This window comes from Solimonas aquatica, from assembly GCF_900111015.1.
GTDB classification, from domain to species: domain Bacteria; phylum Pseudomonadota; class Gammaproteobacteria; order Nevskiales; family Nevskiaceae; genus Solimonas; species Solimonas aquatica.
In genome coordinates, this window is the sequence record NZ_FOFS01000007.1 from 124,821 (window position 1) to 144,770 (window position 19,950).

Annotated in this window: 20 protein-coding genes; 4 read left to right on the plus strand and 16 right to left on the minus strand. The window is 67.7% G+C overall.

The window, feature by feature from the left end:
• Positions 1–55: 55 nt before the first annotated feature.
• From argB to coaBC, 3 genes are all read right to left on the minus strand, one after another.
• Positions 56–922 (minus strand): acetylglutamate kinase, encoded by an 867-nt coding sequence (gene argB / locus BMY12_RS10095; protein ID WP_093285429.1) that lies wholly within the window; start codon positions 920–922, stop codon positions 56–58.
• 94 nt (positions 923–1,016) lie between these two features.
• A complete protein-coding gene (gene dut / locus BMY12_RS10100) occupies positions 1,017–1,475 on the minus strand; it encodes a dUTP diphosphatase (RefSeq protein WP_093285431.1) in 459 nt (152 codons plus the stop codon).
• Between the two features lie 173 nt (positions 1,476–1,648).
• On the minus strand, positions 1,649–2,872 hold the full coding sequence (gene coaBC, locus BMY12_RS10105) for a bifunctional phosphopantothenoylcysteine decarboxylase/phosphopantothenate--cysteine ligase CoaBC (protein ID WP_093285434.1): 1,224 nt from the start codon (positions 2,870–2,872) through the stop codon (positions 1,649–1,651).
• 38 nt (positions 2,873–2,910) lie between these two features.
• Between coaBC and radC the strand changes: the two genes are divergently transcribed.
• Positions 2,911–3,585, plus strand: coding sequence for a RadC family protein (gene radC, locus BMY12_RS10110; protein ID WP_093285436.1), 675 nt, complete (start codon positions 2,911–2,913; stop codon positions 3,583–3,585).
• Positions 3,586–3,588: 3 nt separating this feature from the next.
• Here the strand turns inward: radC and BMY12_RS10115 are convergent, their stop codons facing one another.
• From BMY12_RS10115 to BMY12_RS10135, 5 genes are all read right to left on the minus strand, one after another.
• On the minus strand, positions 3,589–4,401 hold the full coding sequence (locus BMY12_RS10115) for an ABC transporter ATP-binding protein (protein WP_093285679.1): 813 nt from the start codon (positions 4,399–4,401) through the stop codon (positions 3,589–3,591).
• 38 nt (positions 4,402–4,439) lie between these two features.
• The gene (gene ntrB, locus BMY12_RS10120) at positions 4,440–5,210 is read right to left on the minus strand and encodes a nitrate ABC transporter permease (RefSeq protein WP_093285439.1); all 771 of its coding nucleotides are present in this window, start codon (positions 5,208–5,210) and stop codon (positions 4,440–4,442) included.
• A gap of 27 nt (positions 5,211–5,237) precedes the next feature.
• Positions 5,238–6,482 carry a CmpA/NrtA family ABC transporter substrate-binding protein gene (locus BMY12_RS10125; RefSeq protein WP_093285441.1) on the minus strand — a complete coding sequence of 415 codons (1,245 nt, stop codon included), beginning with the start codon at positions 6,480–6,482 and terminating at the stop codon, positions 5,238–5,240.
• 23 nt (positions 6,483–6,505) lie between these two features.
• Positions 6,506–7,729, minus strand: coding sequence for an alginate export family protein (locus BMY12_RS10130; protein ID WP_093285444.1), 1,224 nt, complete (start codon positions 7,727–7,729; stop codon positions 6,506–6,508).
• A gap of 140 nt (positions 7,730–7,869) precedes the next feature.
• Entirely contained in the window at positions 7,870–8,481 is a 612-nt protein-coding gene (locus BMY12_RS10135; RefSeq protein ID WP_093285446.1) for an ANTAR domain-containing response regulator, read from the minus strand.
• Positions 8,482–8,852: 371 nt separating this feature from the next.
• Here BMY12_RS10135 and argJ point away from each other — a divergent pair, with 371 nt between their 5' ends.
• Positions 8,853–10,073, plus strand: a complete 1,221-nt coding sequence (gene argJ / locus BMY12_RS10140) for a bifunctional glutamate N-acetyltransferase/amino-acid acetyltransferase ArgJ (RefSeq protein WP_093285448.1) — start codon at positions 8,853–8,855, stop codon at positions 10,071–10,073.
• A gap of 10 nt (positions 10,074–10,083) precedes the next feature.
• Positions 10,084–11,031, plus strand: coding sequence for a Nudix family hydrolase (locus BMY12_RS10145; protein WP_177188936.1), 948 nt, complete (start codon positions 10,084–10,086; stop codon positions 11,029–11,031).
• Here the strand turns inward: BMY12_RS10145 and BMY12_RS10150 are convergent.
• From BMY12_RS10150 to trxA, 8 genes are all read right to left on the minus strand, one after another.
• A complete protein-coding gene (locus tag BMY12_RS10150) occupies positions 11,016–11,204 on the minus strand; it encodes a DNA gyrase inhibitor YacG (RefSeq protein ID WP_218140157.1) in 189 nt (62 codons plus the stop codon). The two genes, BMY12_RS10145 and BMY12_RS10150, sit on opposite strands and share 16 nt — an antisense overlap.
• An 8-nt stretch (positions 11,205–11,212) precedes the next feature.
• A complete protein-coding gene (gene zapD / locus BMY12_RS10155) occupies positions 11,213–11,992 on the minus strand; it encodes a cell division protein ZapD (RefSeq protein WP_177188937.1) in 780 nt (259 codons plus the stop codon).
• 17 nt (positions 11,993–12,009) lie between these two features.
• The gene (gene coaE / locus BMY12_RS10160; protein ID WP_093285456.1) at positions 12,010–12,678 is read right to left on the minus strand and encodes a dephospho-CoA kinase; all 669 of its coding nucleotides are present in this window, start codon (positions 12,676–12,678) and stop codon (positions 12,010–12,012) included.
• Positions 12,675–13,541 (minus strand): prepilin peptidase, encoded by an 867-nt coding sequence (locus tag BMY12_RS10165; protein ID WP_093285458.1) that lies wholly within the window; start codon positions 13,539–13,541, stop codon positions 12,675–12,677. The genes coaE and BMY12_RS10165 overlap by 4 nt, the downstream gene beginning before the upstream one ends.
• 20 nt (positions 13,542–13,561) lie before the next feature.
• The gene (locus BMY12_RS10170) at positions 13,562–14,752 is read right to left on the minus strand and encodes a type II secretion system F family protein (RefSeq protein WP_093285461.1); all 1,191 of its coding nucleotides are present in this window, start codon (positions 14,750–14,752) and stop codon (positions 13,562–13,564) included.
• Positions 14,752–16,383, minus strand: coding sequence for a GspE/PulE family protein (locus tag BMY12_RS10175; RefSeq protein WP_093285464.1), 1,632 nt, complete (start codon positions 16,381–16,383; stop codon positions 14,752–14,754). The genes BMY12_RS10170 and BMY12_RS10175 overlap by 1 nt, the downstream gene beginning before the upstream one ends.
• Positions 16,384–16,511: 128 nt before the next feature.
• On the minus strand, positions 16,512–17,804 hold the full coding sequence (gene rho, locus BMY12_RS10180; protein ID WP_436278860.1) for a transcription termination factor Rho: 1,293 nt from the start codon (positions 17,802–17,804) through the stop codon (positions 16,512–16,514).
• 253 nt (positions 17,805–18,057) lie between these two features.
• Positions 18,058–18,399 carry a thioredoxin gene (trxA, locus tag BMY12_RS10185; protein WP_093285466.1) on the minus strand — a complete coding sequence of 114 codons (342 nt, stop codon included), beginning with the start codon at positions 18,397–18,399 and terminating at the stop codon, positions 18,058–18,060.
• 267 nt (positions 18,400–18,666) lie between these two features.
• Between trxA and BMY12_RS10190 the strand changes: the two genes are divergently transcribed.
• The gene (locus BMY12_RS10190; RefSeq protein ID WP_093285469.1) at positions 18,667–19,941 is read left to right on the plus strand and encodes a DEAD/DEAH box helicase; all 1,275 of its coding nucleotides are present in this window, start codon (positions 18,667–18,669) and stop codon (positions 19,939–19,941) included.
• Positions 19,942–19,950 lie beyond the last annotated feature (9 nt).

A 19,950-nucleotide genomic window follows, 5' to 3' on the forward strand; every position in this document is an offset into this window, starting at 1 on the left:
CGCGAAACTGAAGCCCCTCTCCCCTCGCGGGAGAGGGGTTGGGGAGAGGGGGCGCTCAGCCGTGAATCAGCGTGCCGATGCCGCGATCCGTGAACAGCTCCAGCAGCACGGAATGCTCGATGCGGCCGTCGATGATGTGCGCCGACTTCACGCCGCTGTTCACCGCATCCAGGGCATAGCGCACCTTGGGCACCATGCCGCCATAGATGGTGCCGTCGGCAATCAGGCCTTCCACCTGCGTCACGGTCAGGCCGGTGAGAATGTTGTTTTGCTTGTCCAGCACGCCGGGCGCATTGGTGAGGAAGATGATCTTCTCGGCCTGCAGCACGGCGGCCAGCTTGCCGGCGGCGACGTCGGCGTTGATGTTGTAGGCCTCGCCCTGCTCGCCGTAACCCACCGGCGCGATCACCGGAATGAAGCCGCCGGCCTCCAGATGCGCGACCACGCGCGGGTCGATCTTGTCGATCTCGCCCACCTGGCCGATGTCCTGATGGCCGTCGAGCAGCATCTTGCGCGCGCGCAGCAGGCCGCCGTCCTTGCCGGTGAGGCCCACGGCGCGGCCGCCCTGCTGATTGAGCGCGGCGACCACGGCCTTGTTGACCAGACCGCCGAGCATCATCTCGACCACGTCCATGGTCTCTTCATCGGTGACGCGCATGCCCTGGATGAACTCGCTCTTCTTGCCGAGCTTCTCCAGATGTGCGCCGATCTGCGGGCCGCCGCCGTGCACCACCACCGGATTCATGCCGACCAGCTTCATCAGCACGATGTCGCGTGCAAACGAGTTGATCATGGTGTCGTCCTTCATGGCGTTGCCGCCGTACTTGACGACGATGGTCTTGCCGGCGAAGCGACGGATGTAGGGCAGGGCCTCGGTGAGAACCCGGGCGATGTTCTGCGCGTTGGAAAGATCGATGCTCATACGCTGTCCTGTGTTGGTAGGAGCGGGCTTGCCCGTGACCGGGCGTTCAAACGAGCCACTCGGTCACGGGCAGGCCCGCTCCTACAGGAAAAGATCAATGCCGGCCGGTGTGGCCGAAGCCGCCTTCGCCGCGCGCACTGGCGGCGAACTCGCTGACGATCTGGAAATCGGCCTGCACCACCGGCACGAACACCAGCTGCGCGATGCGCTCGCCGGGATTGATGGTGAAGCTGGCCTGGCCACGATTCCAGCAGGACACCATCAATTCGCCCTGGTAGTCGGAGTCGATCAGGCCCACCAGATTGCCGAGCACGATGCCGTTCTTATGGCCCAGGCCCGAGCGCGGCAGGATCACCGCCGCCAGATTCGGATCGGCGATGTAGATCGAAAGGCCGGTCTTGATCAGGGTGCTGGCGCCGGGGGCGAGTTCCAGCGGCGCATCGAGCAGGGCGCGCAGGTCCAGGCCGGCGGCGCCGTCGGTGGCATAGGCGGGCAGGGGCAGTTCCTTGCCCAGGCGCGGATCGAGAATCTTGAGTTGGATGTTTTTCTTCATGGTGGTGGCGGATGCAAATGGGCCGCGCAATCGGGTGTTGGGGTCATGCCCGCGCCAGCGGGCATCCAGCTCCGGCCCTGCATGGGGGCGGTGAATGCTGGATACCCGCTGGCGCGGGCATGGCAGAAGTAAAAAAGGTTCTGGCCTGAGGGGGGCCTCGTCGTCCGCCTGCTTCAGGATTTTTTCGCCGCATAGCGCTGCGCGATCAGCGCCGCCAGCTCGCGCGCGATCCGGGTCTTGTCGGCCTGCGCCAGTTCCTGCGCGCCGCCGTGCCAGTACACGCTCAGCGCGTTTTCGTCGCGATCAAAAGCGCGGCCATTGCCCACCCAGTTGGCGGCAATCATGTCCAGCTTCTTGCGCTTGAGCTTGCCCAGGGCGTGCTCTTCCAGCTTCTCGGTCTCGGCGGCGAAGCCGACGATGAACAGCTGGGGATAAGCCTCGCGCACCTGCGCGATGATGTCGGGATTGCGTGCGAGGCTGATCGCCATCTTCGCCTCGTTCTTCTTGATCTTCTCGGTGGCCGGCGCTTCCACACGGTAATCGGCCACGGCCGCGGCGCCAATGAAGACATCGGCGATGCGCGCCGCCGCCAGCGACTGTTCCAGCAGCTGCTCGGCGGTCTCGATCTCGATGCGGGTCACGCCCGGCGGCGCGGGCAGGTTCGTCGGGCCGCTGAGCAGGGTCACCTGCGCGCCCAGCGCGCGCAGCGCGCCGGCCAGGGCGTAGCCCATCTTTCCCGAGGAGCGGTTGCTGATGAAGCGCACCGGGTCGATGGCCTCGCGCGTGGGGCCGGCGGTGAGCACCACCTTCACGCCCTGCAGCGGGCCTTCACTCAGGCGCTGCACCACCGCCTCGCGGATCTGCAGCGGCTCCCACATGCGGCCTTCGCCGGTTTCGCCGCAGGCCTGGCTGCCGGCGCCCGGCCCCAGGAACTGCACGCCGCGCGCGCGCAGCGTGGCCACGTTCGCCTGGGTGGCGGCATGCGCCCACATCAGGCGGTTCATGGCCGGCGCCACCGCCAGGGGCTTGTCGCTGGCCAGGCACAGGGTGCTGAGCAGATCGTCGGCCGCGCCGTGCGCGAGCCTGGCCAGCATGTCGGCGCTGGCCGGGGCGATCAGAATCAGATCGGGCCAGCGCGCCAGCTCGATGTGCCCCATCGCCGCCTCGGCGGCGGGGTCGAACAGGGCCGTGCGCACCGGTCGTCCGGACAGGGCCTGGAAGGTCAGCGGCGTGACGAACTGCTGCGCGCCGGCGCTCATCACCACCTGCACCTCGGCGCCGGCGTCCTTCAGGCGGCGGACCAGATCGGCGGCCTTGTAGGCGGCGATGCCGCCCGTCACCCCCAGCAGGATGCGGCGGGATGCGAGCGTGAGCACGGTTTCGTCGGCGGGATTCATCGCAGCATTTTAGCCGGTACGGACGGGGGAGTAGGGCCATGGCGATCCGCGACTGGCCGCAGGCCGAAAGGCCGCGCGAAAAACTGCTGAGCCGGGGGGCTGGCGCGCTCAGCGATGCCGAGCTGCTGGCGATCTTCCTGCGCACCGGCGTGGCCGGCAAAAGCGCGGTGGATCTGGCGCGGGAGCTGATCGGCGCCTTCGGCGGCCTGCGTCCGCTGCTGGATGCCGATCTCAAGCGCTTCAGTGCCGCGCACGGCCTGGGCGCGGCCAAGTACGCGCAGCTGCAGGCGGTGCTGGAGCTGGCGCGCCGGCATCTGGCCGAAACCCTGCAGCGCGGCGAGGGCCTCAACGATCCCATGGCCGCCGAGCGTTATCTGCGTGCGCGCCTGCGCGATCTGGACCACGAGGTGTTCGCGGCGCTGTTTCTCGACGCCCAGCACCGCGTGCTGGCCTTCGAGGTGCTGGCCAGCGGCACCCTGGACGGTGCCGCCGTCTACCCGCGCGAGGTGGTCAAGGCCGCGATCCGTCACCGCGCGGCAGCGCTGATCTTCGCCCACAACCATCCCAGCGGCAGCGTCGAACCCAGCGCCGCCGACCGTGCGCTCACCGAGCGCCTGCGCCAGGCGCTGGCCACCATCGACGTGCGCGTGCTGGACCACCTGGTGATCGGCGAAGGCCCGCCGGCCAGCTTCGCCGCACGCGGCTGGCTGTAGGCCTCAGTCGTGCTGGGCGTGGCCCTGCAGGAAACGCAGGATCTGCGCGCGGCAATGGTGGTAGCGCGGGTCTTCGGCCAGGGCCAGACGGTCGCGCGGACGCGGCAGGTCCACATCGAGAATCTGCGCGATGGTCGCCGCCGGGCCATTGCTCATCATCACCACGCGGTCGGCCAGCAGCACCGCCTCGTCCACGTCGTGGGTGATGATCATCAGCGTCATGCCCAGCTGCGCGTGCAACTGCATGGTCACGTCCTGCAGCGCGGCGCGGGTCAGCGCGTCGAGGGCGCCGAAGGGCTCGTCCATCAGCAGCACCTTGGGTTCCATGGCCAGGGCGCGGGCGATGCCCACGCGCTGCTTCATGCCGCCGGAGATCTCGCCGGGCCGCTTGTGCATGGCGTGGGACAGGCCCACGCGGTTCAGGGCCTGCTCGGTGCGCGCGCGCAGCTGCGCGCGCTTCTCCTGCGCGCCGAACACTTTCTCCACCGCCAGGTACACATTGTCGAAGCAGCTCAGCCAGGGCAGCAGGGAATGGCTCTGGAACACCACGGCGCGTTCGGGGCCGGGGCCGGCCACTTCCTTGTTGCCGCAGATCACGCCGCCGGTCGTGGGCATCAGCAGGCCCGCGAGCAGATTGAGCAGCGTGGACTTGCCGCAGCCGGAATGGCCGATCACGGCCACGGCTTCGCCGCGCGCGATATCGAGATTGACCTCGCGCAGCGCCTCGAAGCGCGCCTTGCGGGTCTGGAAGGTGAGGCCCACCTGCTCGATGCGCACGAAGCGCGCATCGGCGGGGGCGGAGCTTTGAGGATTCATGAGCAGAGAGTCGCTTGCGTCGAACATGGCGGCGGCGTTCAGCGGTAATCGAAGCGGCGCGCCGCCAGCAGCGCCAGCTGCTCGATGGCCAGACCCACCAGGCCGACGATGATGATGGCGATGAGGATGTGCGCGACGTTGAGGTTGTTCCATTCGTCCCAGACCCAGAAGCCCAGGCCGGTGCCGCCGGTGAGCATCTCGGCGGCCACGATCACCAGCCAGGCCACGCCGATCGACAGGCGCACGCCGGTGAGCACGCTGGGCAGCACCGCCGGGAACAGGATGCGCGTGAATACCTTCCATTCGGAGAGCTGCAGCACGCGCGCCACGTTCAGATACTCCTGCGGCATCTGCCGCACGCCGTCGGCGGTGTTGAGCACCATCGGCCAGAGGCTGGAGATGAAGATCACCCAGATCGAGGCGGGGCTGGCCTTCTGGAACACCAGCAGGCCGATCGGCAGCCAGGCCAGCGGCGATACCGGCCGCAGCACGCTGATGATCGGCGCCGCCAGATCGGCGATGAAGGGCGAGCGGCCGAGGATGAAACCCAGCGGGATGCCGATCAGCGCCGCCAGGCCGAAGCCCAGGCCGACGCGCTGCAGCGAGTGCAGGATGTTCCAGCCGATGCCCTTGTCATTGGGGCCGTTGTCGTAGAAGGGATGCGCAAACAGCTCCAGCGCCGAATGCCAGGTGGTCAGCGGTCCCGGCAGATCGGCGCGCACGGCGGCCAGCGCCGCCCAGATGCCGCAGAACAGCAGCACGCCCAGGCCCATCGCCAGCGCGCGTCGCGCAAGCAGTACACGATCCATGATTCACCTCCGTCCGTGGTGCGGTGATCAAGCCTTGAGTGCGAACGAAGCCGCGTAGGCGGCGGCGTCCTTGCCGTCCCAGGTCTTGCCGTCGAGCAGCTTGGAGCTGCGCGTGACCTCCTTGGGGGCGCTGATGCCGAGCATGGTGCAGGCATCGCGATAGACATCCAGGCGATTGATCTTCTGCGCCACCGCCAGATAGTCGGGTTCTTCCTTGAGCAGGCCCCAGCGGCGATGCTGGGTGAGGAACCACATGCCGTCCGACAGCCAGGGATAGTTCACCGCGCCATCGTCGAAGAAGCGCATGTAATGCGCGTCCTTCCACTTCTTGCCGATGCCGTTGTCGTACTCGCCCTTGAGGCGGCCGGCGATCACCGAGACATCGGTGTTGACGTAGGACTTGTCGGCGACGATCTCGGCCAGCTCGGCGCGATTGGCCTCGGCATCGCACCAGCGTGCGGCATCCAGCACCGCAGCGGTCATCGCGCGCGCCGTATTGGGATACTTGGCGATGAAATCCGCGGTCATGCCCAGCACCTTCTCGGGATGATCGGTCCAGATCTCCTGCGTGGTGATGGCGGTGAAGCCGATGCGATCGACGATGGCGCGCGCGTTCCAGGGCTCGCCCACGCAGTAGCCGTCCATATTGCCCACGCGCATGTTCGCCACCATCTGCGGCGGCGGAATGGTGGTGGTCTTCACGTCCTTGAAGGGATGCACGCCGTTGGCGGCCAGCCAGTAGTACAGCCACATCGCGTGCGTGCCGGTGGGGAAGGTCTGCGCGAAGGTGTATTCGCCCTTCTCCCTGGCGATCAGCTTGCCCAGACCCTCGCCGTCCTTCACGCCCTTGGCCTGCAGCGCATTGCTGAGCGTGATCGCCTGGCCGTTGCGGTTCAGGCCCATGGTGATGGCCATCTCGCGCTTCGGGCCGCCGATGCCCATCTGCACGCCGTAGATCAGGCCATAGAGCACATGCGAGGCATCGTTCTCGCCATTGATCAGCTTGTCGCGCACTGCCGCCCAGGAGGCTTCCTTGGACGGCACGATCTTGATGCCGTACTTCTTGTCGAAACCCTTGACCGCCGCCACCACCACCGGCGCGCAGTCGGTGAGCGGAATGAAGCCGATCTTGATTTCGGTTTTTTCGGGTGCGCCGGCGGCGTAGGCCAGATGCGCGGGTAGTGCGGTTCCCATGGCGGCAGCGGCAGCAAGCTTTGCGCCATTTTGCAGCATGCGGCGCCGGATTGGGTCAAAACTATTGAGATCGTCCATGGCAATGCCCTCGTGTCGGTGAATCAGAACTTGAATTCGGCCTGCAGCCAGAATTTCCCGGTGTCGCTGGAAAAACCCCGGGCGTCATAGCTCGCGTACTTGGCCAGCACGCTGAGCTGCTTGGTGATGGGCCGGCTCAGCGAGGCATCGAACTCCTCGCCATAGGCCGCGCCGGTTTCGTCGGCCTTGAAGCCGTGCCAGACCAGCGTCGCCGTGGTTTTCCACTGCGTCAGCGCCAGGCTCGCGTACTTGTGTTGCAGGCCGTTGTTGGGTGTGGTGAGGAACTGATCGGCCCAGCCGTCGAAGGCATGCAGCGTGGCCAGCGGCGTCTGGAAGCCATAGAGGCCGTCATGGCTGCCCAGCAGCTCGTAGCCCAGCTTGAGCGTGGCGTAGGCGTAGCTGAGGCCTGCTTCGGCGTTCCAGTAGTCGGCATCCACCTTGGACGTGGCATCCGCATAGCGGCGCTGCTGCGCGTACTCGGCGGCGTAGCTGAGCTTGAGCTGCGCGGGCAGGGCGTAGCTGCCGGTGGCGCGCAGGCCGGTGCTGCGCGAATCCTGACGATTGGCGGCCGTGGACGGCATCTCGAAGTCCAGCCAATAGCTGTAGCCGACCAGCTTCAAGGCATCGCCGAAGGTGTAGGCAATGTTGGCCAGATGCGTGGCGCTCATCGGCACATTGGCATAGGCCGGTGTGTTGATGTTGTGGAAATACGCGTAGTTGATTTCCAACGCCGGCAACGGCGCCGGCTTGATCAGAACGCTGCCGCCATCGTAGGTCTGTTCGTTCTGGCGCCAGCCGACATTGCCGACGAAGCGCTGATTGTCGAGCGTGTAACGCTGACGGCCGAGCTTCAAGGTGGTCCAGGGCAGGCCGGTGTAGCGCAGCCAGTATTGGTTGAGTTCATTGCCCACCGGATCGGCAATCGCCGGACGGTTCTTCACCGTGTTCAGGCCGCTGTTGTAGCTCTTCTCCTGATACGCGGCGGTGCCTTCGTATTCCAGCTGTGCATCCAGATTGTTCCACTTGCCGGTGGTGTAGCCCAAACGGGTGCGTGCGGTGAGCGCGGATGAATCGCGTGGATTGCTGCTGGTTTCGTTGTCGACGTGCTCGTAGCGCGTGCGCAAGTCCAGATTCGGTGCGCCGCCGAGCACGGCGAAGCTCAGGTTTTCAAGTGAATCGGCAGCGCCGGCGAATTGCGAGACGAGAAGGGCCGCGCCGGCCAGCGGCCAGCAATGAATGTGCTTCATGAGTGGGAGATTCCTGGAAATGAGAAAGGCGCCCGCCGCTTGTGCGGCTGGACGCCTTTGCCCGAGGTGATCAGTCTTCGTGATTCGAGGCTGTGCCCAACATTGAGTGCGCTTGCGCGCGAGCCTGGAATCGGAATTCTCTACCGCAAGCTGCGTGCCATTTCTGCCGCAATCGCGTCCAGATTGTTTTCCTCACGCAGCACCAGACGCGCGAAGTCCGGCAGCTTCTGCGCGCGGCGCATCGCCGCGCGACGCAGATGGTGATACGCCTCGGATTCCTTCATCGCATAGCGATCCATGAGCAGGCACTTGGCGCGATCCACATCGCGGCGGTCGCCCAGCTCGGCCTGCGCGCAGGCCAGCGATTCGCGCAGCACCTGCTCGCGCTGGAACTGCGCGAGCGAGACCTGCACCAGAGACTGCAGCAGCACCGGCGAGAAATCATCGACGGCGTAGAAGCTGAAGCCGGCGTGGCTGAGCTGCTGCTGCAGCGAGGATTCCGCCTTGGCGCAGATCGTCACCACCGGCTTGGGTGCCCGCTCGTGGAACACGGCGAGGTTTTCCAGGGTGTCGCGATCCGGCGATTCGGCGTGAATCAGAATCACGTCGGGTGCGAGATCCCGCACCACGGCTTCGAGATTGAAAAGAGGTTCCGGCGCGGTGAGCACCGTAAAGCCAGCTTGTTCCAGCGCGGCGCAAAGCCGCGCCTTGTAGCCGGCAGCGCTGCCAGCAATCAACACGCGAGTTTTCATTGTGATGAACCTGTGGACGATCAACGGCACCGCCCAAGCTCGCGCCGTTGCCAGCCTGAGGCACGCAGCTTCCGCCGCAAAACCGGTGCCAAATTGGGGGAAAGCCCGCAGTTTGACGGTAACTGCCGAGCCGTGCAGCCAAATCGCCCACACGACCGGCGCGCGTGATGGACGGCTCGGCGGCGTCACTGCGCCGCCTTGGCGCCGGGCCTGCGCCAAATGCGCGCGCCGGCGCCCGGTGCTGCTGCTTGCTGGCGCATCGCGGCGCTGCCGGCGACTGGCCGGCGCTGCGCAAAGACCGCACAATATTCATCGAGCGCTTGGGCAACCGGGCGCTTTTCTTTTTTGGCTCCGTTTGAAGAGGTGTGTCCATGGCCGTGAATCTTTCCGAACCCGCGCCGCTGCTGCCGATTGCCGGCCTGCGTCTGGGCAGTGCCGAGGCGGCGATCAAGAAGCCGGGTCGTCAGGACCTGCTGCTGATCGAACTGGCCGAGGGTTCGCGCGTGGCCGGTGTGTTCACCCAGAACGCCTTTGCCGCCGCGCCGGTGCAGCTGTGCCGTGAGCGTCTGGGCGCCAGCAGCGCGATCCGCGCGCTGCTGGTCAATGCCGGCAATGCCAATGCCGCCACCGGCACGGGCGGGCTGGACGATGCACGCGCCACCACCGCCGCAGTGGCGGCGGCACTGGGCTGCGCGCCGGAAGCGGTGCTGCCGTTTTCCACCGGCGTGATCGGCCAGCGCCTGCCGGTGGATCGCATGAGCGCCGCCATTCCCAAGGCCGCCGCCGCGCTGTCCGCCGAGGCCTGGAATGGCGCGGCGCGCGCGATCATGACCACCGACACCGTGCCCAAGGGCGCCAGCCGCCGCGTGCAGACCTCGCAGGGCGCGGTGACGGTGACCGGCATCGCCAAGGGCGTGGGCATGATCGAGCCGCACATGGCCACCATGCTCGCCTTCATCGCCACCGATGCGCGGCTCACCGCCGCTGCCGCGCAGACCGCGCTGCGCGATGCGGTGAACGAGTCCTTCAACTGCGTGACCGTGGACAGCGACACCTCCACCAATGATTCCTGCGTGCTCTGCGCCACCGCGCAGCTCGGCGCGCGCGAGGTCGGCGTGGACGATGCCGACTACGCGCTGATCTACGGCGCGATCCGCGAGGTCTGCGTGCAGCTGGCGCAGGCGGTGGTGCGCGATGGCGAAGGCGCCACGCGCTTCATCACCATCGAGGTCGGCGGCGCCGGCAGCGTGGCCGAAGCGCGGCAGGTGGGCTATGCCATTGCCAACTCGCCGCTGGTGAAGACCGCGATGTTTGCCGGCGACGCCAACTGGGGCCGCATCGTGATGGCCATCGGCAAGGCCGGCGTGGCAGGCCTCAATCCCGCGACCGTGGCGATCCGCCTTGATGATGTGCAGCTGATCGAAGGCGGCGAGCCGCATCCGGATTACCGCGAGGAGCGCGGCGCGGCGGTGGTGGCCAAGCCGGAGTTCACCATCGCCGTGGACCTGGGCCGTGGCAGCGCGCAGGCGCGGCTGTGGACCTGCGACTTCAGCTACGAGTACGTGAAGATCAATGCCGAGTACCGCACCTGAGGCGCGAGGCGTGACACCTGAGACGGGAGATGCGCTGCCGCTGATCCAGGTGGCGGCGGGTTGCCTGGTGGATGCACAGGGGCGGGTGCTGATCGCGCAGCGTCCGGAAGGCAAGATCGCGGCGGGGCAGTGGGAGTTTCCCGGCGGCAAGATCGAGCCGGGCGAGTCGGCGCGGGCGGCGCTGGCACGTGAGCTGCACGAGGAGCTGGGCGTGGAGGTGATCGAGGCCCGGCCCTTGATTGCGGTGACGCACGCCTACTCGGACCGCCGCGTGCGCCTGGATACCTGGAAGGTCACCGCCTGGCGCGGGCAGCCGCAGAGCCGCGAGCAGCAGGCCTTTGCCTGGGTGGCGCCGCAGGACATCGAGCGCTATCCGGTTCTCGCTGCCGACGGGCCGATTCTCGCGGCGCTGAAGCTGCCGGCGCATTACGTGTTCACCGCGCCGGCGCAGTGCGAGCCGGAGATCGTGGCCGGGCTCTCGCAGCTGCCGGCGAACGCGCTGCTGCGTCTGCGTCTGCCGGCGCTTGCCGATGCCGAGTACGCGGCGCTGGCGCAGCGGCTGCTGCCCCTGGTGCACGCCCGGGGCCTGCGTCTGCTGCTGGATCGCGCGCCGGCCCTGGTCGGCGAGCTGGGTGCCGATGGCTGGCACGCCACGTCCGCGCAGCTGCGGGCGCTGGACCAGAAGCCGGCAGGCCTGTGCATCGCTTCCTGCCACGATGCCGCAGAACTGCAGCGCGCCCGCGCGCTGGGCTTTGACGCCGCGGTGCTGGGCAGCGTGCTGGCCACCGCCTCGCATCCGGGCGGCGCGACGCTGGGCTTGGCGGCGGCGGGCGCGCTGACGCAGCAGGCGAATCTGCCGCTGTTCTGGATCGGTGGCTTGTCGCCGGCGGAACTGGACCGCGTGCAGCAGGCTTACGCGCAGGGCATCGCCGGCATCGGCGCTTACTGGCGGCGCTGAGAAGCCGCCATGTCCTCGCTCAGGGGCTCGTCCTCGGCGGGGATGCTGTAACGCTCCTCAAACCACTGGCCGAGATCGATCAGCTTGCAGCGTTCGCTGCAGAACGGCCGCCAGCGGTTCTCGGTTTCCAGCAGCGAAGGCTGGCTGCACTGCGGGCAGCGGCCGCGACGCACGGACCGGCTCACAGATTGCAGCACTGCAGGGCGAAGGGAATGTCCACGCGTGCCTGCTGGGCACGGGTGGCCAGATCACGCACCTGCATGAAGCGCACCGTGAAGCGGTGGCGGCCGGCGCTGATTTCCGGATAGACCTCGGCGCTCTGCTTCACGTGCACGCGCACCAGCAGGCAGGGGCCGGTGGGCGTGTGCAGATAGATGCCGCTCTGCGCGGACAGGGTTTCCGCCGGGGCGCTGGCGCGCAGCAGGCGCAGGTACAGCTCGATGCCGCGCTCGAAGGGTTCCAGATCGGCGAACCAGGCTTTCAGATCGCGGTCGATGCGCTCGTAAGGCTGCGACAGCCAGTGCTGGAAATGCGGCAGGTCGAAGCCGCAGGTGCCGCCGGGTATTGTCGAGCGGTTGAGCACGCTGACCAGAAAATCGCTGCCGCGCAGCAGGGCGCTGGCGAACTGCGTGGTGAGCTGCTGGAAGCCGTTGATGGCGGTGGCCAGCTCGCCGAGCACGCCCTGCAGCTGCTCGCGGTTCTCGGCCGACTGCGCGGCCAGGCGCGTCAGGTGCAGATGCTGGTCGGAGAGTTCCTTGACGATGTCGGACTTCAGGTCCGAGCGCGAAATCACCACCAGCAGGTCCAGCAGGGAATGCAGGCTGGCGCGCACGCCGCACTGGCTGTGATCGCGGCGATGGTGCCGGTGCTGGGCGAACAGCAGTTCCAGGCGCAGGAAGCTGCGCACCCGCTCGGTCAGCGGCTGCTCGAAAACCAGCAGAGACGGCGTCCCTTCCGACACGCGGCTTGAATCCCGAATCAATGGGGGCCGGAGATTCTGACGGACTCGGCAGGCTGCGGCAAACGCAGGCCCGGTGCACGCGGCGTGTTACGCGCCGCCAGATCGAGGTAATAGCGATGCAGCTCACGCACCGCCGCGCACAGGGCCTCGGGCGTACCCGCGTTGACCAGCACATCGTCGGCGGCCGCCAGGCGCTGGGCGCGCGTGGCCTGCGCGGCCAGCATCTGTGCGGCCAGCTCGGCACCGATGCTGTCGCGCGCCTGCAGGCGCGCCCGCTGCAATTCCTCGGGCGCATCCACCACCAGCACGCGCTGCACCAGGCTCTGCATGCCGCCCTCGATGAGAATCGCGACGCTGAGCATGGCGTAGGGCGCGGTCTGCTGCGCCAGCCAGTCGCGCATCTGCGCGCGGATCAGCGGATGGGTGATGGCCTCCAGCTCGCGTCGCGCCTCGGGCCTGGCGAAGACATGCTCGCGCATGCGGCGGCGGTCGAGCTGGCCATCGGCCTGCAGGAAGGCCGGCCCGAAGTGCGCGGCAATCGCCGCCAGCCCCGCCGAACCGGGCGCGACCACGGCGCGCGAAACCTGATCGGCATCCAGCACCGGCACGCCGAGCGCTTCGAACTCGCGCTGGGCCAGGGATTTGCCGCTGGCGATGCCGCCGGTCAGACCGATGCTGAGGCTCATGAAGTCAGGAACTCGAAATACCAGCGCTGCAGCTGCGGGCCGAACACCAGCACCAGCCAGCCCGCAGCGGCGAGATAGGGGCCGAAGGGAATCGCACTGTGACGGCCGGCGCGGCGCAGGACAATCAGCACGATGCCCACCAGCGCCGCCGAAATCGAGGACAGCAGCACGATGGCCGGCAGCGCCTGCCAGCCCAGCCAGGCGCCGAGCAGGGCCAGCAGCTTGAAGTCGCCATAGCCCATGCCTTCCTTGCCGGTGGCGAGGCGGAACAGCCAGTACAGCGACCACAGGCTCAGGTAACCGAAGGCCGCGCCCAGCAGCGCCGCCGGCAGCGGCGCGTAGATCGGCACCAGGGCCGCGAGCAGGCCCAGCCAGAGCAGCGGCAGGGTCAGGGCGTCGGGCAGCAGCAAGGTCTGAAAATCCATCACGGCCAGCGCCAGCAGCGTCCAGCTCAGCAGCAGGGCGGCGGCCAGCTGCGGGCTGTAGCCGAAGCGCCAGACGCAGGCCAGGGCCATCAGCGCAGCCGCCAGCTCCACCAGCGGATATTGCAGGCTGATGCGCGCGGCGCAGTGCGCGCAGCGGCCGCGCAATAGCAGAAAGCTCAGCAGCGGAATGTTCTGCCAGGGCCTGAGCGGGGTCTTGCAGTGCGGGCAGTGCGAGCCCGGCTGGAACAGATCCGCCGGCGGGGTTTCGGTCTCCGGCAGCTCCAGCACCGCGCGCGCCTCCAGACGCCAGGCGTATTCCAGCAGCGGCGGCAGACGCAGGATCAGCACATTGAGAAAGCTGCCGACGATCAGGCCGGCCAGACCTGCAAGCAGATACAGCAGGCTCGTGTTGCTGGCCAGCGCTTGGGTAAGGCTCATGCTCGCAGGACTAGGATTTTCTAAAGGGACTGGCCGAGCCGGAAGATCGGCAGATACAGGGCCAGCACCAGACCGCCCACCATGATACCCAGGATCAGCATCAGCAGCGGCTCCAGCAGCCGCGTCATCGCCTCGATGCGCGCGTCCAGCTCTTCCTCACAGAGCAGGGCCAGACGCAGGGCCATGGCCTCCAGCTGCCCGCTGCTTTCGCCGATCTGGATCAGCTGCACCGCCAGCGGCGGAAACAGTGCATCGTCCTGCAGGGCTGCATGCAGCAGCGTGCCGGACAGCACCTGCTCGCGCAGGCGCGTCACGGTGCGGGCGTAGGCCGCGTTGCCCGCAGTGTCGGCCACGGCCTGCAGGGCTTGGGCCAGCGGCACGCCGGCCGCCAGCAGGCTGGCGAGGCTGCGCGCGAGGCGCGCCAGCGCCGCTTGCCGCAAGAGCGCGCCGAACAGCGGCAGATGCAGCAGCAGCGTGTCGCAGCGCAGGCGAAAGGCTGCCTGCTGGCGGTAGCGCTGGCGCAGGATGAGCGCGGCGCTCAGCAGCAGCGCGCCGGCCGGCAGCGCCAGTCGCTGCGTCCAGGCCGAGAGCTGCAGCACCGCGCGCGTGAAGGCCGGCAGCTCGCCGCCGAAGCTGGCGTAGAGCGCGGCAAACTGCGGCACCGCAAAGCGCAGCAGGCCGAAGGCCACCAGCATCGCCACCAGCAGGACCGCCAGCGGATAGCTCAGGGCCTTGATCAGCTTGCGCCGCAGCGCCTCGGCTTTTTCCTGATCCAGTGCCAGGTCGGCCAGGGTTTCGCTCAGGCTGCCGGCACGCTCGGCGGCGGCGATGCGCGCCCGCAGCGAGCCGCTGAACACGCCCTCGGCCTGGGCCAGGGCCTCGGCGAAGCTGCTGCCGGCTTCGATCTCGGCGCTCAGCGCGTCCAGCAGCGCACGCAGCGGCGGCCGGGCCTGCTGCGCGGTACTGCGCAGCGCGCTCAGCAGCGGCAGGCCGGCCTTGAGCAAGGTGGCCAGCAGGCGCAGCCACACCGCCAGCTCGCGGGCGCGAAAGCGCAGCCGCTGGCGCGGCGGGGCCTGCAGCCGCTGCGGGCGTATGCCCTGGCGCAGCAGCTGCAGGCGGGCTTCTTCCGGGCTGGCGGCGATCAGCTCGCCCGCCACGCGCTGCTGCTGCGGGTCGAGACCCTGCCAGCGGAAGCGCAGCGGCCGCGCCATCAGTCCGCCACCGTCGCGGCGTAGACCTGCGCCAGATCGGTGAGCCCGGCTGCGGCCTTGCGCAGCGCCGCGCGGCGCAGGCTCAGCACGTTCTCGCGCGTGGCCTGCGCAGCCAGCTCGCGCGCGCTGGCGCCGCGCAGCAGCAGCGCGCCCATGGCTTCGGAAAACGGCATCACCTGAAACACCCCGCAGCGACCGGCGTAGCCGTCCTGGCACTGCGCGCAGCCGCGCGCGCGATAGAGCTGAAAATCCGGCGCCTGCAGGTCTTCGGCGCTGAAACCCTGTTCGAGCAGCGCCTCGCGCGGCAGCTGCAGCACCTGCCGGCAGACCGGGCAGAGCTTGCGCACCAGGCGCTGCGCAATCACCAGACTCAGGGTCGCCGCGATCTGATAGGCCGGCAGGCCCATGTGCAGCAGGCGCGTCACGCTCTGCGGCGCGTCGTTGGTGTGCAGGGTGGAGAGCACCAGATGCCCGGTCTGCGCGGCCTTGATCGCGATCTCGGCGGTTTCGCTGTCGCGGATTTCGCCGACCATGATCACGTCCGGGTCCTGGCGCAGGAAGGCGCGCAGGGCCGTGGCGAAGTTCAAACCCGCTTTGGGATTGATGTTGAGCTGGTTGATGCCGGGCAGATCGATTTCCGCCGGATCCTCGGCGGTGGCGATGTTGCGCGACTCGCCATTGAGCTGCGCCAGTGCGGCGTACAGCGACACGGTCTTGCCCGAACCCGTAGGACCGGTGACCAGAATCAGGCCCTGCGGCTGCGCCAGCGCGCGCTGATAGGCCTCGCGCTGCGCGGGCTCATAGCCCAGGGCATCGAGGTCCAGGGGCATGGCCTTGGGATCGAGAATGCGGCAGACGATCTTCTCGCCGTGCAGGGTCGGGCAGCTGGACAGGCGCAGGTCCACGCGCTGCGCGCCGCTTGCGCCCGGCAGGGCGTAGTCGATGCGGCCATCCTGCGGCAGCCGCCGCTCCGCCAGATCCAGGCCCGCCATCACTTTCAGGCGGGCGGCCAGGCGCGGCGCCAGACTCGCCGCGGGCCGTGCCACCACGCGCAGCTCGCCATCGAGACGGCGACGGATGCGGTAGCGCTGCGCATAGGGTTCGAAGTGCACATCGGAGGCGCCGGCGGCGATGGCCTCGCGCAGCACGCGGTCGATCAGGCGCACGGCGGATTCGTCCTCGGCGTGCTCGCTGCTGCCGGGTTCCGCCGGCGTCTGCGCGCGGCGTCGCTGCAGCGCGCGCTGCAGCTGATCCTGCGCCACCAGCACGGGAATGAGCGCGGCATCGGCCGGCAGGCGCTGTGGATCGGCCAGCGCCACCACCAGCGCCTGATCCTGACGACACAAGGGCAGCAGCTGCGCGTCGGGCATCGGCAGCGCGAGTGCCTCGCTGTCGAACACAAAGGCTTCCAGATCCAGCAGCGGCCAGCCGGTTTCGCGGCTGAAGGCCTGGGCCAGGGCGGATTGCGGCAGGCTGGTGTCCTGCAGCAGCTGCTGCACCACGCCGGTGTTCTGCAGTCTTGCCCGTTCGCGCAGCGCGCCGAGCTGTGCGCTGCTGAGCAGGGCTTCGGCCAGCAGGCGGCGCAGCAGCGGCTCGGCATCGGCAGCGTAGTCGGCGCGGTTCTGGCTCATGGCGAACGGCAGCGGCGGGCTTGATGCGAATCTAGGCCCGAGGCCGCGACAGCGCCTGCGCACTGCCGCACAAAACAAAACGGGCGACCCGATGGGCCGCCCGTTTGCGATACCGCTGCAGCAGACTTCTAGTTGCGCTTCATCGAATCGAAGAAGGCGGCATTGGTCTTGGTCTGCTTCATGCGGTCCATCAGCAGTTCCATGGCGGCGATTTCGTCCATGTCGTGCAGCAGCTTGCGCAGGATCCAAACCTTGTTGAGGTCGGCCGGGTCCATCATCAGCTCTTCCTTGCGGGTGCCGGAGCGGTTGATGTTGATGGCCGGGAACACGCGCTTCTCGGCGATGCGGCGCTCCAGGTGGAGTTCCATGTTGCCGGTGCCCTTGAACTCTTCGTAGATCACCTCGTCCATCTTCGAGCCGGTTTCCACCAGCGCGGTGGCGATGATGGTCAGCGAGCCGCCTTCCTCGATGTTGCGCGCGGCGCCGAAGAAGCGCTTGGGCTTCTGCAGGGCGTTGGCATCGACACCGCCGGTCAGCACCTTGCCGGAGGACGGCGCCACGGTGTTGTAGGCGCGGGCGAGGCGGGTGATGGAGTCGAGCAGGATCACCACGTCGCGCTTGTGTTCGACCAGGCGCTTGGCCTTCTCGATCACCATTTCCGCGACCTGCACATGGCGGCTGGCGGGTTCGTCGAAGGTGGAGGCCACCACTTCGCCGCGTACCGTGCGCTGCATGTCGGTGACTTCTTCCGGACGCTCGTCGATCAGCAGCACGATCAGATAGGCATCCGGATAGTTGCCGGCGATCGACTGCGCGATGTTCTGCAGCATGATGGTCTTGCCGGCCTTGGGCGGGCTGACGATCAGGCCGCGCTGGCCTTTGCCGAAGGGCGCCACCAGATCGATGATGCGCGCGGTGATGTCCTCGGTGCTGCCGTTGCCGCGCTCCATCTTGTACTGCTTGTCGGCGAACAGCGGCGTGAGGTTTTCGAAGCTGACCTTGCGCTTGGAGACTTCCGGTGGCTCGAAGTTGATGGTGTCAACCTTGAGCAGCGCGAAATAGCGCTCGTTGTCCTTGGGGCTGCGCACGCGTCCGGCGATGGAATCACCGGTGCGCAGCGCGAAGCGGCGGATCTGGCTGGGCGAGATGTAGACATCGTCCGGGCCGGCCAGATAGGAGCTGTCCGGACCGCGCAGGAAGCCGTAGCCGTCCTGCATGATTTCCAGCACGCCCTCGGTGTAGATGTGCTCGCCGCGCTTGGCGGCGGCGCGCAGGATCTGGAAGATCAGGTCCTGCTTCTTGATGCGTGCGATGTTCTCCAGGCCCTGCGCTTCGGCCAGCTCCAGCAGCTCGGAGGCGGTCATGCGCTTCAGGTCCGGCACGCGCACGATCTTCGGCGGTTCCGGCGGCGTGGCCGGCATGACCTGCACGGTCACGCCTTCTTCGCTGCCGTCGTCCGACATCTGCGGCGCCGGCATGGCCGGCTGGCCGGCATGCGCCTCGGCGCTCAAGGACAGGGCCGAAGCCTCATCACCACCCTCGACATCCTCGGGCTGGATGTCTTCGGGAAAGCCGTTGCCGTTGAAGGGATGATTCTGGTTTTGGTTTCCCTGCTGGCGGTTGTTCTGACCACCACGCGAGAAACGGCGACGATGCTTCATAAGGGGGAGCGACTCAGGCGACGGAGAGATGAGGAGCGACGAAGGCGGCGAGCTGCGCCTTGTGCACGGCACCGACCTGGGTGGCGGCCGGCTGGCCGTTCTTGAACAGGATCAGCGTGGGAATGCCGCGGATGCCCATGGCGGCGGGCGTCTGCGGGTTTTCATCGACATTGAGCTTCACCACCTTGAGCTTGCCGACGTTGTCGGCCGCCACCTGCTCCAGGATCGGCGCGATCATGCGGCAGGGGCCGCACCACTCCGCCCAGAAGTCCACCAGCACCGGCTGGTTGTTGCTGGCGGCGCGGACGTCCTGCTCGAAGCTGGCATCGGTGACTGCGGAGATGTTTTCGCTCATGTGTTGCCTCGTGGGGAGAAGAAGAGTACGGGCCAGGCCCGCACGTTCCGGTAGTGGGGATCGCGACCTGCGAGCCGGAGCCGCGCAAAAAGCGCGGCGGATCGCTATGATTTGTCTTTCAGAGACGGGGAAGTGACTCGGCTCGGCAGCTCGAAGCGATGAACCAGACGCCGCAGCCTTCAAAGATACCCGTTATTTGAGCCGAAACTTATCCGCCTTGCAAGAGCCGCCCGCCGGCCGCCGCAGGACGCTCATTCCTCATACGCAATGCAACCCGACCATCTCTCCAGTCTCGCTTTTGCCGATCTGCCCTTGCATCCGCGCCTGCAGAGCGGCCTGCAGAAACTTGGTTTCTCGCACTGCACGCCGATCCAGGCGCAGGCGCTGCCGCGCGCGCTGGCGGGCGAAGATCTCGCCGGACAGGCGCAGACCGGCACCGGCAAGTCCGCCGCGTTTCTGCTCGCCACCATGCAGCGCCTGCTCACCGTGCCGCGCGCCGAACAGGACGAACCGGGCCAGCCCCGCGCGATCATCCTGGCGCCCACGCGCGAGCTGGCGGTGCAGATCTACAACGATGCCGTGGGCCTGGGCGTGGACAGCGGTCTGCGCCTGACGGTCTGCTACGGCGGCGCCGGCTACGAGCTGCAGCGGCAGAACATCGAGGCCGGCGTGGACATCCTGATCGGTACGCCGGGCCGTCTGATCGACTACTTCAAGCAGGGCACGTATCACCTCAAGCAGATCGAGGTGCTGGTGCTGGACGAGGCGGATCGCATGTTCGATCTCGGCTTCATCGCCGACATCCGCTATCTGATCCGCAAGATGCCGCCGCCGGCGCAGCGCAAGAACTACCTGTTCTCGGCCACGCTCTCGCAGCGCGTGCTGGAGCTCGCCTACGAGCACATGAACAGCCCGCAGAAGATCGAGATCGCGCCCGATCAGGTCACCGCCGAGCGCGTGCGTCAGCAGCTGGTGCATGTCGCCAATGACGAGAAGCTGCCGTTTCTGGTCGGTCTGCTGCGCAAGCTCAATGCCTTCCGCTCGCTGGTGTTCATCAACACCAAGCGCGGCGCCGAAGATCTGGAGCGCGGCCTGCGCGCCAATGGTTTCGAGGCGCGCGTGCTCTCCGGCGATGTCTCGCAAGGCACGCGCCTGCGCCTGCTGGAGGACTTCAAGGAAGGCAAGCTGCCGGTGCTGGTGGCCACCGATGTCGCCGCGCGCGGCCTGCACATCCCCGGTGTGGATCTGGTGGTCAACTACGATCTGCCGCAGGACCCCGAGGACTATGTGCATCGCATCGGCCGCACCGCGCGCGCAGGCGCTTCCGGCGACGCCATCTCGCTGTGCTGCGAGACCTGGGTGTACTCGCTGCCGGAGATCGAGAAGTACATCGGCAACCGCATTCCGCTGATGGCCGATGCCCATGCCCTGATCCCCGAGGACGTGGTGCGGGTGGCGCGTGAGGGCCGCTCGCGCCCGCGCAACGGCGGTGGCGGCGGTGGTGGTGGCCATGGCCGTCGGTCGTCGCGCCGCCGGCGTTGATCAGGGAAT